The sequence below is a fragment of the Planctomycetaceae bacterium genome, from assembly GCA_041398825.1.
In the GTDB taxonomy this organism is placed as follows: domain Bacteria; phylum Planctomycetota; class Planctomycetia; order Planctomycetales; family Planctomycetaceae; genus F1-80-MAGs062.
The window spans coordinates 1-14,584 of sequence record JAWKTX010000020.1 but is presented as its reverse complement, the minus strand read 5'-3'; the positions used below and the strand labels follow the sequence as shown (position 1 = coordinate 14,584).

The 14,584-nt window shown below is 53.2% G+C and carries 13 protein-coding genes and 1 pseudogene; 6 read left to right on the top strand and 8 right to left on the bottom strand.

What is annotated here, in order from left to right; genetic code table 11:
• Nucleotides 1-17 precede the first annotated feature (17 nt).
• The 4 genes from R3C20_24330 (at nt 18) to R3C20_24315 (ending at nt 5,628) form a co-directional block, all read left to right on the top strand.
• The gene (locus R3C20_24330) at nt 18-1,241 is read left to right on the top strand and encodes an HlyD family efflux transporter periplasmic adaptor subunit (GenBank protein ID MEZ6043637.1); all 1,224 of its coding nucleotides are present in this window, start codon (nt 18-20) and stop codon (nt 1,239-1,241) included.
• 224 nt (nt 1,242-1,465) lie between these two features.
• The gene (locus tag R3C20_24325; protein ID MEZ6043636.1) at nt 1,466-1,693 is read left to right on the top strand and encodes a helix-turn-helix domain-containing protein; all 228 of its coding nucleotides are present in this window, start codon (nt 1,466-1,468) and stop codon (nt 1,691-1,693) included.
• Entirely contained in the window at nt 1,686-2,942 is a 1,257-nt protein-coding gene (locus R3C20_24320; GenBank protein ID MEZ6043635.1) for a type II toxin-antitoxin system HipA family toxin, read from the top strand. Before R3C20_24325 ends, R3C20_24320 begins: the two co-directional genes overlap by 8 nt.
• Nucleotides 2,943-3,360: 418 nt before the next feature.
• Nucleotides 3,361-5,628 (top strand): hypothetical protein, encoded by a 2,268-nt coding sequence (locus tag R3C20_24315; GenBank protein ID MEZ6043634.1) that lies wholly within the window; start codon nt 3,361-3,363, stop codon nt 5,626-5,628.
• Nucleotides 5,629-5,836: 208 nt separating this feature from the next.
• Here the strand turns inward: R3C20_24315 and R3C20_24310 are convergent, their stop codons facing one another.
• The 4 genes from R3C20_24310 to R3C20_24295 all read right to left on the bottom strand — a co-directional run bounded on the left by R3C20_24310 (nt 5,837) and on the right by R3C20_24295 (nt 8,228).
• Nucleotides 5,837-5,968 carry a hypothetical protein gene (locus R3C20_24310; protein MEZ6043633.1) on the bottom strand — a complete coding sequence of 44 codons (132 nt, stop codon included), beginning with the start codon at nt 5,966-5,968 and terminating at the stop codon, nt 5,837-5,839.
• A 341-nt stretch (nt 5,969-6,309) separates the two neighbouring features.
• On the bottom strand, nt 6,310-6,948 hold the full coding sequence (locus R3C20_24305; protein MEZ6043632.1) for a hypothetical protein: 639 nt from the start codon (nt 6,946-6,948) through the stop codon (nt 6,310-6,312).
• 203 nt (nt 6,949-7,151) lie between these two features.
• Nucleotides 7,152-7,625 carry a hypothetical protein gene (locus R3C20_24300; GenBank protein ID MEZ6043631.1) on the bottom strand — a complete coding sequence of 158 codons (474 nt, stop codon included), beginning with the start codon at nt 7,623-7,625 and terminating at the stop codon, nt 7,152-7,154.
• A 165-nt stretch (nt 7,626-7,790) separates the two neighbouring features.
• A complete protein-coding gene (locus R3C20_24295) occupies nt 7,791-8,228 on the bottom strand; it encodes a hypothetical protein (GenBank protein ID MEZ6043630.1) in 438 nt (145 codons plus the stop codon).
• Nucleotides 8,229-8,810: 582 nt separating this feature from the next.
• Between R3C20_24295 and R3C20_24290 the strand changes: the two genes are divergently transcribed.
• On the top strand, nt 8,811-9,350 hold the full coding sequence (locus R3C20_24290; protein MEZ6043629.1) for a group II intron maturase-specific domain-containing protein: 540 nt from the start codon (nt 8,811-8,813) through the stop codon (nt 9,348-9,350).
• Nucleotides 9,351-9,420: 70 nt separating this feature from the next.
• On the opposite strand, the gene R3C20_24285 is transcribed toward R3C20_24290, so the two are convergent.
• Entirely contained in the window at nt 9,421-9,726 is a 306-nt protein-coding gene (locus R3C20_24285) for a hypothetical protein (protein MEZ6043628.1), read from the bottom strand.
• A gap of 117 nt (nt 9,727-9,843) precedes the next feature.
• Between R3C20_24285 and R3C20_24280 the strand changes: the two are divergent.
• Nucleotides 9,844-10,927 (top strand): annotated as a pseudogene (locus R3C20_24280) (IS630 family transposase).
• A gap of 782 nt (nt 10,928-11,709) precedes the next feature.
• Here R3C20_24280 and R3C20_24275 read toward each other — a convergent pair.
• The 3 genes from R3C20_24275 to R3C20_24265 form a co-directional block, all read right to left on the bottom strand.
• The gene (locus tag R3C20_24275) at nt 11,710-12,342 is read right to left on the bottom strand and encodes a hypothetical protein (protein ID MEZ6043627.1); all 633 of its coding nucleotides are present in this window, start codon (nt 12,340-12,342) and stop codon (nt 11,710-11,712) included.
• A gap of 659 nt (nt 12,343-13,001) precedes the next feature.
• Nucleotides 13,002-13,646: a DUF6000 family protein gene (locus R3C20_24270; protein ID MEZ6043626.1), complete on the bottom strand. Its 645-nt coding sequence runs from the start codon at nt 13,644-13,646 to the stop codon at nt 13,002-13,004.
• A gap of 96 nt (nt 13,647-13,742) precedes the next feature.
• Nucleotides 13,743-14,168 (bottom strand): hypothetical protein, encoded by a 426-nt coding sequence (locus R3C20_24265; protein ID MEZ6043625.1) that lies wholly within the window; start codon nt 14,166-14,168, stop codon nt 13,743-13,745.
• Between the last annotated feature and the right edge of the window lie 416 nt (nt 14,169-14,584).

Here is a 14,584-nt window from a genome sequence, read left to right as displayed (position 1 = left end):
GTTTTGAAATCACAATTATGCGTCGAATCATCATCATCACCGGACTCCTGAGCTTTGCTGCTTTGGTGTGGTTCCTGCTGCAACCCAAACCAGTCGCCGTCGACCTTGCCGAGGTTTCTCGGGGCGACATGGTGCAGACCGTTCAGGATGATGGCCGTACGCGGATTCGGGAGAAGTATATTATTTCCGCACCGTTATCCGGACGGCTTGTTCGAGTCGATTTGGATCCAGGTGATGTCGTCACCGCAAGCGAAACTCAGGTTGCTGTGATTCAGCCCACAGATCCTTCGTTGCTGGACCCACGCGCACTGGCCGAGGCGGAGGCTCGCGTGAAAACGGCAGAAGCGAGGATTGCTCAGCTGGAACCGCGCTTGAAGCTGGCGGAGGAGAAACTGAATTTTTCCGAAACAGAACTGGGACGCATTCAGAAGCTCTCAGAAGAGAATGCCACCGGGAAGAGTGATCTGGACGCTGCCAAACTGTCGTTCGCGGTCGCTCGTTCTGAATATTCGGATGCCGTTTATGCTCAACAGATCGCAGAATTTGAACTCAAATTGGCTCAGGCGGCATTGATTCATACCAGTGACGCAACTGCGACTACTGACGATAAGACGGAGAAAGCTCAAGCAGCCGCAGAAAGCAGGGAATTTCAGTTACCGATTCGATCCCCTATTACCGGGCGCGTCCTGCGAGTGTTTCAGGAAAGCGCAACCGTCGTGGCGGCCGGCGCACCGCTGCTGGAAGTCGGCGATCCTGCCGACCTCGAAGTGGAAGTTGATGTCCTTTCGAGTGATGCCGTTCGTATCGAACCGGGAGCGATGGTATTTCTGGAACAGTGGGGCGGTGACAAGCCGTTGACTGGAAAAGTGCGACTGGTGGAGCCATCCGCCTTCACAAAGATCTCCGCACTGGGGATCGAAGAACAGCGTGTTAACGTGATCATCGATTTCGAATCGGCGGACGAACCGCCGGCTTTAGGGGATGGCTATCGTGTGGATGCCAGAATCGTTACGTGGCAAGGTCAGGATGTTTTGAAAGTGCCGGCCGGGGCACTCTTTCGTTCGGGCAATCAATGGGCCGTTTTTCGTGACGTCAATAATCGCGCTGTCACGACACTGCTGAAACTGGGACATCGCAATGATGCTGAGGCCGAAGTTCTGGATGGACTGTCCGCAGGCGAACATGTCGTGCTGCATCCCGGGGATCTGCTTCAGGAAGGATGTTTGCTGAAGGCCCGATAACGCTGGGCTTTCCTGTCGCTTGATCTGTCACGTTTCGGGCACTCTCAGGGACATTGTCCTGTTCCCCATCCGTTGACGCGTGTAACGAGTCGACTCCGCATATATTCCCGATCGGGAAAAATCTGCTTGACGCATGGGCAAATGCAGCCTAATATTCCCGCTCGGGACATTTTCTGTGATCTATGGTTGAATTGTTCAAAAAATTCCCGCTCGGGATTATCTTGATGGTGAAGGTCGATAGTGCAGGTCAGATTGGCCAGCTCGTGCGCCAACGACGAAAAGAAGCTGGCATGACACTGAAAGACGCCGCGGCACTGGCTGGCGTGGGTGTTCGTTTTTTGTCGGAGCTGGAACGCGGCAAACCGACGTTACAGCTGGGCCTGGCAATCAGCGTATTGCAGTTGTTCGGGCTGGAACTGCACGTGGAACAACGAGGTGATCAGCGTGGCTGAAACCTTATTTGTACACTATCAGCAACACACCGTGGGCGAACTGACGCTGTCTGCTTCCGGGCTGATAGAGTTTCGATATTGTCAGGAGTGGCAGAGCAACCCGGACAGCTTTCCGGTTTCAATCTCTCTTCCACTGGACGGCAAATTCGATGCCCAGGCAAGCCACAATTTCTTTGTGAACCTGCTTCCCGAAGCGAACGTTCGCCTGCAGATTTGCCAGTCACTGCAGATCTCGCAAGGTAACGATTTTGAATTGTTGAAAGCGATTGGAGGAGATTGCGCCGGGGCTCTGGCGATTACGCGTTCCGGCACACCGACAGAGCAGGATCAGCGCTATGAAGCCGTCAGTGAACGTCAGCTGGCGGACTGGTCCATTGGAACACCGAATGCATTTTCTGCGGTGACGGGACAGGATGAGGTGCGACTGTCACTGGCAGGAGCTCAGGACAAGCTGCCGGTGCATGTGAAAGAAGACGGCATTTTTATTCCGCTTGGCAACACGCCCAGTACGTCGCTGTTGAAGTTTGCGTCTCCGATTTATTCGCACCTGCCGGAGAATGAAACGTTTGTCACCATGCTGGCCAGTGCTGTCGGATTACCAGTCGTGGACATTCGTCTGCGACCGACAAAACGATCGGCCATTGCCGTCATCGCGCGCTATGATCGCGTCGCTGAAAACGGAGGTTATCGACGACTGCATCAGGAAGATTTCTGTCAGGCACTGGGAATTGGTGCCGCCTGTAAATACGAAAAAGAAGGCGGCCCGGGACTGCGACAGTGTGCTGAAATTATCCGTCGTCATACTTCTTTTCCACTGGTCGAACTTCAGAAACTGATGCACTGGACGCTCTTTAATCTGTTGATCGGAAACGCAGATGCACATGGAAAGAATTTGTCACTGTTGTACGTCGATCGACGTCGTCTGCAGCTTGCACCCTTCTACGATCTTGTCTGCACAAGGAACTACAAGAACATTTCTCGCCACCTGGCAATGAGTTTGGGCGGTGTAACCGACCCGGATCAGATTGGCGTCAGGCAACTCCAGGCTGTCGCAGAAGATCTGGGCGTGCGAGCAGCAGTCGTGACGAAGGCAGTTGCCACCATGAGCGACCAGCTTCAGATCGCGCTGCCCGATGTTGTCGATCGCTTTTCGCAGTTATTTGGTCCGTCGCCCATTCTGGAACGCATTCCGATGGTTGTTCGGAAACAAATACGTCGAATCAAGACCACCCTGAATGCAACGCTGTAACGAATACATCAACGCTCTGTGAGGTGAGTTCACGTTGTGCAATGCGCTTCCGCCTGACTATCATCACACGGGATGCGACAGGCTCGCAAGACCCCGGTTTGCACCACACAGTCGACGATCTGAAGGGGGCGTCATGCCGATGCTGTCCAAAGCACTTGCAGTGGTGGCCCTTATCATCACTGCCGTTTCTCCTGCAATTGCGGATGAAGATTCCACTCGCTTGCGTTCTCGCCGAACGGGGGACTGCTCGCCGCCGGGGACGACGAAGGCCAGATCACTGTTTGGCGCGTGACCCCATGAAGCGAGGTCGCATATATCTGATTTGGCTGCGTGCATGCCGTCGATGTCGCAGTATAGAATGAGGCTCAAACCGAAGCGTCGTTGAGTTTGGTTCCGGACTGGACCTGGAGAACAGCTGATGCAGTTTACGTTGGTGAATCGCATATGGGTCTCAACCTGCCTGGTATTTGCCGCTGCGATAGTTGCGTGTCCCTTTTTCTCGCAGGACGCTTCGTCCGCGCAGCTATCAAGTGACGACCGCAAGATGCTGCTCAGCCTGATCGGAGATCCGCTTACCGATCCAACTGAGAAACAGTACTGTACCGTGACAATTGCTGCACGTTCGTGTTGGGGTTCATCGGGCGAATTCGAAACCGGGGCATGGTATCAGCCTGCATCAGATATGGTTTCTGCTCGCGTGTACTTCCTGGACAACGACTGGATTTCGGCGCCGAAGGAATTCAAACGTCGCGATTTTGTTGACGAATCCAGATCGCTCCTGGAGCCGGATGCGGACAGCAACGACAACAACGACGATGATGACTTTCGCCACATTCATCGTCGCATGTCTGCAATGTCCACAGGATCTGCAGCCGGCACGCCCGGAATCGTGCGGGCCGCATGGCTTGCCAAACTAGGGCATAATGAATTGGCTGCGAAGACACTCGCCAGAGCCAGAATCGACGAGATGCGTTCAGAGAATGCGCTCACCAATGAGGAACTCATCAAAGATTTACACATTGAACTGGCATGGAGAGCGTATGCCGATGGCGTGCATGCTTATATGCAGGGTGCGGATGAGGAATCGCTGCGGCATATCTCGCGTCTTAATGACAAGTACGCTGAGCTCGCAGCCGAGTTTGGAAACGGAAAAGAACTTTTCGCTGAACTGAATCGCCGCAAGGAGGCACAGACGTTTGGCGAAGCAGCACCGGAGAAGCCGATTGGTTTTGATCACTGGGAAAAATCAAAGCAAGCGCACTGGCTCATCGGACAGCTCGACCAGGTTGACGCACGCCAATACAGCCAGCCGGGTGGTGTGGATCTCGCGTCAGACTGGCGAGTTGAGGCGATCATCGCGATCGGAGATCCGGCGATCGATGAACTGATTGATACCCTGGAGCAGGATACGCGACTAACACGTTCGGTACACTTCTGGCGAGATTTTTCCCGAAATCGCACAGTCCTTTCTGTCCGAGAGGCGGCACTGACGGCCGCCATGAGCATCCTCAAGGTACGTGTTTTCGAGCCAGTTGCGACGGGTGACAATTTTACCAATCGAGGCCACGATAAAGTTGCCACGACGGTCGCAAGTCTGCGTCGCTACTGGAAGAAGTATCGCGACACGCCTTTCGAAAATCGAATGATGGACGTACTCACGAATCCGGCCAGCGATTCTGAATCGCTGCGAGAAGCCGCACAGAATCTCGCTCAAATGAACGAACAACGGACATTGGCGACCACGGTATTTTCGGATACCAGACGTGTTAAGCCCGGCGAAATCGCGGCAAATCCCGCGATAAAGAAGTTCACGAATCCAACTTCTGCAGAAGCCATCCTCGCGGCGATGGATCGAGAGCTCCTCCGACACGACGCACAGAATGACAATGACCGGCTCAAGGATTATGAACGACAACAAATCGAAGATATTTATCTTCAGTCACTGGTTCAGCTCGGCGACGATCGAATAGTGACTCAACTCCGGCAACGTTGCGGTTCCGCAAATTCCCTGAGGCTGCAATGTCAGCTTATTCAGGCGACGTTTGAATTGGGTGACGCCGAATCGCTAAACGCATTTGCAGCCGAATTCCTGAATGGCAAGATAAGATTATCGACCAATGACGAGGACGATTCAGAAACAACGGAATTGGAAGGTATTGTTCGCATGCTCGGCACGGCCAATACTCCATCGGCCGACGCGGCGCTCGCAGCATTAACTCTGCCCAATCATCCGTATTTTGAAGTCGCTGCTCGTGGGATTCAGCGCGCCAGGATCAACTGGGTCGATGAAACCGGATGGTTCGTCCATCCGTACTGCATCGCACTGCTGCGCCGTGAACTCGATGACAAGACACCGACAGGCACGATAGCGATGATCAAAGGGGATGAAAACTATGTCGAAAAATCCGAGGAAGGAACAACTTCGAGCAACATTCCTGATGTCATCGCCGATCCCGCTTCTCGTCGCCAGCAGGCGGAATTGCGTCACTGCGACATTGCGGGTGAAAAGCTGTCGGCTTTGGTGATCGGTCTGCCCGAATTTCACCCGCTGATGAAGGACGTTGATCAGCGACTGGATTCCATGCGAAAACTGCTCGACACTAAATCAGGCTCGTTGAGGCGGGCCACTGACGAAGAACTTGAACAACATGACCGAATAGTGTGGCGGGCCTTTGTGATCGAGTAATCCAGGAACTCAATGACGGGGATCATATTCGACATTCGCTTGATCACTGCCTTTCTCGGCCCATGGCACGCGAACCTGCTTCACGCCATGCTCAGCACAGTCGACTCGAGGAATCCTTGCGTGCAAGATCGTCTTGAACTGGCAACTGTCAAGATGCCGCCGTGGACGCTCTGGAGTGTGGTCGTAACACGCCAACGATTGTGAACACTCAGGACAGCGTACCGGACGGATGCTCGATATAAACATCCACCTGTTGAATTTCGACGTCCAACGCTACCTTCGACACCGACCACGGACTCTTCAAACCAAGGATCTGCTGATATAACTCACGGTCCTGCATCGCCCACCATCCAAAAACCGAAATCTTAGCAAACCCACACGAAAACCGGATGGACCAGAAAAATCCTCTTCGCTTCCGGCGCTTATAGCGATGACCATTCTTGCCATTGATTCCGGCAAAACACAAGAGCGTTGCCTGTCGGTTGATTGCTTCCGATTTTCAGTTGCAGTTTCACACCGTCGGTTTCAGTCCACACCGTTTTGCCAGTTGATCGCGCTGTCCATAGGTCTCAAAAGGGGAATGACTCGAAGCAAGAGGGCTCGTCTGCTGGTCTAAGAAACAGACCCCTTTTAGGCTTTCAGTTGCGAATTACGCGAAAATTGTCGAATCGCACCCAGTGATCACGGTCTGATGGGCCACCCGATGCAGAAAGACAGAAACCACGTTTCGGTCTGTTCTCGCGGAGCCGCTGAGTGGAAGAGGTTCAAATATTTGCCCTTCTGCGATGGGCCAACCTGGAAGTGGCCATAGTGTCCGCGAACGATGATTCTCAACGGACCGTAGTCCTCATTCGCGGGCCAGAACTTCAACGCATATTGCTGCGGATCTCCTTCCTCTCCTTCTTCCCCAATAAATTCTACGTTTCCCGGTGAGAACACAAGATGACCGTTCAGAATCCTCTTCTCAGCACCGAATTCACAACTGTCAGCATCTGTGAGAAAGAGCCCGGCAGATTCATCCGGCTCGGTGAATCGATCGAGTGGTGTCACCTCCACGGAAGCCGTTACAGTCTCCGATGTATTGAAAGGCAGCAAAACCATCAGCATCGGCGTGTCATGGGTCCGTCGCCCCGGTTGGACACGCATCTCCAGTCCGCCGTCCCGGACGCGGTAGTCGTCTTTCGTAAACCCGAAGACCTGCCACCCGGGCGATAGAGTCCCATTAAAATTATCTTCAAAGAGCACATCTTCTCCCGATGCACGGCGAGCTGTCCCCAACGCCACCAAAGCAATCATCACGAGCAAAGTGCATCGCAGCATGGTAGTCGGTCCTCTCTGTGGATTGTCAGACGAACGCCGGCGATTACGGGATGTGCCGGACGGCTTAAATTTGAAGTTGGGGCTGATGCACAATTCCAGTGTATCGTTTTGTTATTCAATGATTATGGCTTCTTGAACAAGAGATTAGAACTCGGTTTCGCTAATCGCGTCGCGAGTTTCTAATCCACCGGGGTTCGCCGACATTATCGGGGAAAACCCCGGAACACGCCATCATCGTCGACCGAATCGGCAAACTCCTCGAAGTCCATGTTGGCGATTGAAAGGTTGTTTTCGATGCTTTGGATTGTAGACGGAATTGCTCGGAACGATTTGATATCCGTTGAAGGCGTTTGCTTCGGCGTCCGTTGATAGTCTTTGGGATCAACGCTGTTCGGTGAAAACCCTACGACAAGAATTGGATGCTCTTCGCTTTCAAGCGTTGTTTTGTCAACGATGAAACAAATAAAGCCGGGGTAGTCGTCGGGCAGCGAATGAATGAGCGTCTCTGGTTCCATGCCAGCGTACTTTTCATCAGCGACATATTTGACGTACGCGTAGAACTTTCGACCGATTTCGAACTGCGGCGCAGCAACCTGTTCACGTACCGCAGACCATTTCTCATCGTCAGAGAATTCAGTTCGAATTACCCAGGGGTTCTGTTCATCTGGGTGTGCCATGGGATTTTTTGATTGCGCGCATCCCATGATTGCAATAGCGAGCACGGCGGACAGGCCAATAGTGTGTTTCATGTCGTTGTCGGCGAACGGCTGCCGTAACCGGGCACGAACGGAAGACGTGGATTTCAGTTGCCGCGTGAATGAGTGCTCCGGTTCACGGACTGATTACTTGCGAGGTGCTGTGTACGGATTTTCTTGTTTGAGGAAGGTCGCACAAGTGCCATCTGACTCCATAGTCCAGGTTGAGTCGCCGAATTCAGGGTCGGAAGCCACAAAAGTCGCACTGAGCTTATCGAACACTGATGGGAACAGAATTTGTTTCAGCATCCGCCACGGTGATGATCGTTTTATCGTTGACAGGATCAGGGTACGAAACAGATCTTTGCGGACATTGTCAGGTGGCTGCCCCATTTCTGTCTCTACTTCCGTGCCAGCGGACGTGAAGTAGCGGAATGGTGTTGGGCTATCTTCGTTGAATTCAATCTTGACTGCGTTGGCTCTGTTTGCCCAGAGAAGGATGGACCCCAGAACGTTTCGCCGATATCGCCAACGTGGGTAGTCCGGCTTCATGTGCTGGTCTGTCACAGGGGTCAGGTTGATCACGGTCACATGCCTGCTTGCCAAATAACGGTAGGGTTCAGAGGGGCCGCGCGAACGACCCACCACTTCAAGAACGTCAACTCGCGGCCTCCGTTGCAACGGTACGCCCAACATGGGTGTGAACTTGTGGGGTGGCAGTCCCCTGTACGAAAACGGGGTTCACTGAGGAAGCAGTATGCCAAATGTCTCATTGCGAGTGAAGTACAAGGCGAGGGCAACTGCGGAAGAGCGATCGACCGTGGGGAGGAAGCCTGCGAAGGTGTGTGGCCTCGTTGCTCTTCTTTGGGGCCGGGTTTGACAATCGCTACCTTGGAGTGCTGAGACTTGTCGCCGCTTTGGATGTTTCTGACAAACGATCTTCGAAAAGGGGGGGTCTATTCCGGAAGCATTTACGACAACACTCGAGGCACCCAATCTTCGTTGAATCTGGCGATCGGCAGAAGCGACGGTTCCTGGGCGAGTCACGGAACTGACAGGAATTCTGGCCGAGGTCTGCCGCGTAAATGATCAGAATTCCGAGCGATTCAGAGTTTTGACCAATTGTGCGATCCGTCAATTTTAACCTGCCGCTCGCGGAAACTCGAAGTGGTGAATCAAAGCCAAAGCTGCGACAAGTCGCCGCACTCCAAACGACAACCTGGCGCTGCCCAGTTAGCGATCCCCGGCGTCAGAAATCCTCACTGCGTCAAGCAGATCACACGTCGCAACCGCGGCGTGTCGATGTCTCATACCTTCACGAAGCTGAGTCGCTACTTTCAGGGCTGGGTGGCTTACTTTCGTTTCGCGCCGATCAAAACGTACTTCGCGGAACTCGACAAGTGGATTCGCCGTCGCATCCGGGCCTGTGACTGGAAGCACTGGCGCGGTGTCCGCACGAGGATCGCGAATCTGCGTTGGCTCGGTGTCAAAGACGACGAAGCGGTGACTCACGGCAGCAGTCGCAAAGATCCGTGGACGCAGTCGTCCAGCAAAGCCGTGCACGAAGCACTGTCGCTGGACTATCTCGCTCAGGAAGGATTAGTCAGCCTGTTCACAATCTGGCAGACACTCACTGCGAAAGATCTGAACCGCCCGGTGCGGACCCGCATGCCGGGTGGTGTGGGAGGGGCTCAGCCGCAAGGCTGACCCCTATCCCGATCATGGTTATTTTGCGTCTGTGTCAGTGTCGAGCGAACCATGCATCAGAAAAAATTCGCTAGGCGATCGTAGCGATGCAAGTCTGCGCCCGTGGTTTCGTTACGGTCGTTACCGCGCACCATGCATCGTAACGCAGGTTAAGATACCACGATGTAAAGTGAATTGCAGCCACAAGTTCCCGAGGCCACATCGGTTGATGTTGCCATTGCTCCGCAGCAATCCGTAGCAAATCCAAGTATTTGGTTGCCCATCCGGTTGGCAGCCGACCATCGTTGAGCAGCGATTGTGTCGGCCCATCATCGCCAAAGACGTGATCGCGGAGACGGTCAACGATCGCTCGTTCTTTGTCGTTGCTGTCAATCATCAGTAGAGAGCATCCGGCGGAGCTAGTGTAGTGTCTTTGAAATGTGGTGAATTATTCGCTGCTGAATTGTGCGTGTGCGGTGTTGAATGGGTATCTGATTCTTCAAGGAGGATATCCATGCGAGTGGCACCGGCGATCGAGTTGACTGAGGAAGAGCGAACGACGCTGGACGAAGTACAGCCGCGGAAGGAACACGCCTGCGAAAATCGCTTCGTGCGAAGGTGATTCTGCGAGCGGCCGAGGGGCTTCAGGAATAAGGTAATCGCCGCAGAACTGCAGACCGATCCGCAGTTTGTCTGTCGCTGGCGAACCTGCTTTGTCAAAGGACGCCTGAAGGCCATTGAAAAGGATGGCACGCGCAGTGGGCGAAAGCCAGGCCAGAAGTTGCTGTGTTACGTTCTGACGCGACAACTCAGGAGAAGCCTGCGGGAGCCACGCACTGGAGCGTGCGAACATCTTCGGCAGATCTGGGCGTCAGTCGCTGGTGAAAAATACTGCGTGTGGCGGCAGCACAATCTTTCAGCCGCATCGAACGAAGACGTTCAAGGTTTCGAACGATCCGAAGTTTGAAGAAAAACTGCATGATGTTGTGGGTCTGTACCTCAGCCCGCCCGAACACGCGATCGTGCTGAGCGTCGATGAGAAGAGTCAGATCTGTGCACTCAATCGCACCCAGAAGAGCTCAAGCAATGTTCCCGGGTCGGCTGCAGACAATGACCCCATGACTATAAACGCAACGGGACGACTGGCCTTGTTTGAAGCGATGAACGTGAAGGTCGATGGCACTGTCCTTGCAGATTTCAAACCGCGGCATCGGCACTGCGAATGGCTTGATTTTCTGAAGACAATCGATGAGACGTTTCCCGACGTCGAACTGCATATCATTTGCGACAACTATGCAACGCATAAACACAAACGTGTGCGGAAGTGGCTGGCCCGTCACCCCCGATTCCACATTCACTTTACGCCGACCAGCAGTTCATGGCTCAATGTGGTTGAACGCTGGTTCCGCGACCTGACACAGACGTGCATTCGCCGAGGATCGTTCAACAGCGTTGCCCAACTCGAAGCCGCAATCTGGGACTACCTCGCTCAGACCAACAACGCACCAGAGCCTTTCACCTGGACAGCCAATCCCGATGACATCCTCGCAAAAGTTGCCCGAGCTCGAGCGGTACTCGATAAATCACAAACTGAGTGAGACACTACACTAGTGCCTTGAGGCGCCTCTCGATTCCGCGTTCGATTTCTACGCGAATGCGCTTTTGGTCAGCGGTTGATGCGTTGCTAAGTCTGACGGCGAACTCACGCTCAACTTCGGCACGAACCATCGGTTGGTTGGCGTCACGTGCTCGGCCGTATCCGTCGGCAATAAATCCGTTGTGATTGTCCATTGGGTACAGCCTCGCGTTGAGCAAAATAACGCACAAGGTCACCGGGTTGCGGCCAGCGACGTTGATTTCAAATTCGGGGCGGACCGCAACTCCGCGTGCACCGGCTTGTTAGCTGACCTGTCCGTCCTGGCGACCTGAACGTTGATTCTCGAAGGCCCGAGCTCGGCACAGCCAAGATACTATCAGAAGAATCGTGAAGAGTAGAATGCCTGCCATGCCATAACCCAATTGAGGGTAACCCTCAATTGGAAGTGGAACTCCGTCTTCGTCCACCGGAATTCCCATGAAGGGCGTGGTCTCGAAAATTCTTACAACTGCCAATCCCGAGACTAGACTGCTTATGCAAACCATGACGATCGAAATGACGCAACACGTGGTGAATACGTCTGACCAGTTTTTGACGATCGGGGCTTGTGCCCCGTCGCTTCTGGGTTCGTCGTTGGCGTCAGGTGTGCCCATTCGGAGGGTGTACTCACGGTTGTGTGACGAATCAGTCGAGTTACCAGCTAACGTCTAAAATCACCCGGTCGCGACGAGAGATTATCCATTGTCAAAACGCCCGACTTCGCGACTCGGGTGCATTTTTTTGTTATTCGCTCGCACTGAGCATTTCGTCTACGGTCGCCTGCGTGTACTCCGGGCGGGGAGTCGGTCGCGCGAACGCAAAATACAGTTGGTCGAGTCCGATCAATAGCACCCAAAATGCTATTCCACCGAGCCAGTTGCCAATAGTATCGGACCACCACTCCATGCCGATACAAAAATATAAGGGTAACGCCAGTGCACCAAACAGCGCGCTGACGGAAATGACAATAAGAACCCAGAAGTAGCTTCCCGATAAACGGTTTGGCTTCGGGACGGTCAAGTCAGAGAGTTCGACGGCATTCCAAAGATTCACATCGGATCCAAGGAAGATGCGTCTGATGTTGCATGTGATTCGAAAATGTTCGATTTGCGCGCGTCGAAGTCTCGCAACTATACAAACAACCAAAGCGCCAACACCGGCCACAGCAGCCAGCAAATATGCGACGTACACGGCGGGTCGTAATGCTACGTCTACACTGGCGTCGCCTTTCATCAAGAAAAGAACAGCAGCCGCTGCGATTCCGCACATCGTCAAGAAGAAACTAGTGAGCTTCGCGCGAAGATCGTCAACGTGATACGCCAACTTCTGAGCGGAGTCATATTCTTTGATCAAAAATGTCGATTCCGAGTCAGTCATAATCTGTCTGCCGATCCGCAATGCGAATAACGCCGACGGTCACGGGATTGTGCCGGACGGTTTTGATTTGAAAATTGCGGGTGATGCACAATTCCCGTGCACCGTGTTGTTATGCACCCCGGTATTGGTAGTGTTGGTGTGCCACTACGGACAGTTTACCGCAAATCTATGAGCATGGAAGTCGAATGCGGAAGCTCCCGTTCGATGAAAGCGATTTGATTGTCTGTGCCAGTACGGAACATAAGCAGTGAAGAGTCTCCACGCAGCAATTTTACGGTTGATTAGATCGCGATCCTATTGCCCGCAGATTGACGGCAGCGCAGAAGTGAGGGGTGCCGCATGTGCATATTTAATTCGGCGTATTGCACACGGACGGGGTGAATTCAGCCTGTGCGATTCTCGGAGCGACTATGCACGACCGGAAGACGATGCCTGAGCGTTGAGTGGCAGCTGCAGTGGCTCCGGAATACTGCAAGCCAGATGTCCGCGTCAATCCGCAGGTCGTCCCCGTGGGTGACCATGCCCCGCTGTTTACCTGTCGAATTGCAACACAGGCGAGCACGATTACGTTGGTGCATAACGGCAAAAATCACCCGGTTGCCGCCGAGAGACTTTGACTTCAGGAAACGCTCGATCGGCAACTCGGGTGCATTTTATGGTTATTCGACGATTTGGGCGAGCCTGATGACTGCTTCCATTTTTTGATCGAACCATTGGGTAGCTTCGGCAATGGGAACCTCTGCGTTTCTCCCGGCATTAAAGTCAGCCCAAATCGCTCGGAACTCGTCGATGTTTGTCGTTTTGTTTATTTCGTCACAATGTTTCACCGCACCAAGTACGTCCGCTTGATCAAGTGCCAAATCTGGGCGACGCAAATAGTAGTGAAGGTATTTTTTGAGGTAATCAAGAGACTCTGGAGTATTGATGCGAGCAAGTGCAAGTGCGTAGCCGCCACCTGCGTAACACAGGTCAGATCGGAGGAGCAGCTTTCCGATATGGTCGCAGTGATGGGCCATCCGTTTTATCGCAACGAAATACGCCGCCGTAATCCTTGGACGCCAATTTCGTTGCGTCAGTAATTCAGTGATCAATTGGTCGTCGATTTCTGCGGCGATCAGTCGGAAACTCGACTCAAAGGTATCGTATTTGTAAACGAGGTTAGTCAAGTAGAAAGGCTTGACCCATTTGTCGACGTATTCCTGAGACGGCATTTCGTCGGAAATGGGGACGACGAGTTTTGCGAACTCTCCGGCACGAGCAATCGCAGCAGCCTCAAATTCATATTCGTGGGATGTGTCGTTCAACGGCTTTAGTCGAATAACGTCGGCGGTAACGGGGCCGCCGCCGAAAAACTATGATTTCAAAACCCGCGTCATCGGCGGCTCCCGTTCACCGCATGGTTATTTGCGATTTTGGTTAATTGTAGCGGCAAGCTCTCGCTCCTGTTTCTCGATCGATCGTTTTTGGGCAAAGTAGTTGCCGATTGCGAGCAACGGAACAAACAGAAGACCATAGCTTAGCATGCCCCAAGTGAGGTTGAATCGCAGCAATCTGGTCAGAAGCAAGCGTGCATCCTCAGGAGTTGCACAAACGTGGTGTTTATCTTGTACGAACCAAACCAGAAACCCGCGGTAAGTATGGTAAACGAAACAGACGTCGCCGTGCTGAGGTATTTCATGCAAGTCGAGTCCTGCGAATCGTTTCTGAAGTGGCTTCAAGGCAAACTTCTGAATGCCGCCCATGAAGACAAATATCGGAACGCCGATGAATGTAAGCGGTACCGCAATCATGACGAACAGGATCAGGAGTCGCTCGCCGATTGTCATTCAGTGCCTTTCGCCTTCCGCAAATAACGCCGACGGTCACGGGATTGTGCCGGACGGTTTTGATTTGAAAATTGCGTGTGATGCACAATTCCCGTGCACCGTGTTGTTATGCACCCCGGTATTGGTAGTGTTGGGGTGCCACTACGGACAGTTTACCGCAAATCTTTGAGCATGGAAGTCGAATGCGGAAGCTCCCGTGCGATGAAAGCGATTTGATTGTCTGTGCCAGTACGGAACATAAGCAGTGAAGAGTCTCCACGCAGCAATTTTACGGTTGATTAGATCGCGATCCTATTGCCCGCAGATTGACGGCAGCGCAGAAGTGAGGGGTGCCGCATGTGCATATTTAATTCGGCGTATTGCACACGGACGGGGTGAATTCAGCCTGTGCGATTCTCGGAGCGACTATGCACGAC

Excerpts from the sequence above, each read along its gene's own strand:
- R3C20_24330 (MEZ6043637.1), top strand. The coding sequence starts at position 18 with ATGCGTCGAATCATCATCATCACCGGACTCCTGAGCTTTGCTGCTTTG.
- R3C20_24325 (MEZ6043636.1), top strand. The coding sequence starts at position 1,466 with ATGGTGAAGGTCGATAGTGCAGGTCAGATTGGCCAGCTCGTGCGCCAA.
- R3C20_24315 (MEZ6043634.1), top strand. The coding sequence starts at position 3,361 with ATGCAGTTTACGTTGGTGAATCGCATATGGGTCTCAACCTGCCTGGTA.
- R3C20_24310 (MEZ6043633.1), bottom strand. The coding sequence starts at position 5,968 with ATGCAGGACCGTGAGTTATATCAGCAGATCCTTGGTTTGAAGAGTCCG.
- R3C20_24305 (MEZ6043632.1), bottom strand. The coding sequence starts at position 6,948 with ATGCTGCGATGCACTTTGCTCGTGATGATTGCTTTGGTGGCGTTGGGG.
- R3C20_24300 (MEZ6043631.1), bottom strand. The coding sequence starts at position 7,625 with ATGGCACACCCAGATGAACAGAACCCCTGGGTAATTCGAACTGAATTC.
- R3C20_24285 (MEZ6043628.1), bottom strand. The coding sequence starts at position 9,726 with ATGATTGACAGCAACGACAAAGAACGAGCGATCGTTGACCGTCTCCGC.
- R3C20_24275 (MEZ6043627.1), bottom strand. The coding sequence starts at position 12,342 with ATGACTGACTCGGAATCGACATTTTTGATCAAAGAATATGACTCCGCT.
- R3C20_24265 (MEZ6043625.1), bottom strand. The coding sequence starts at position 14,168 with ATGACAATCGGCGAGCGACTCCTGATCCTGTTCGTCATGATTGCGGTA.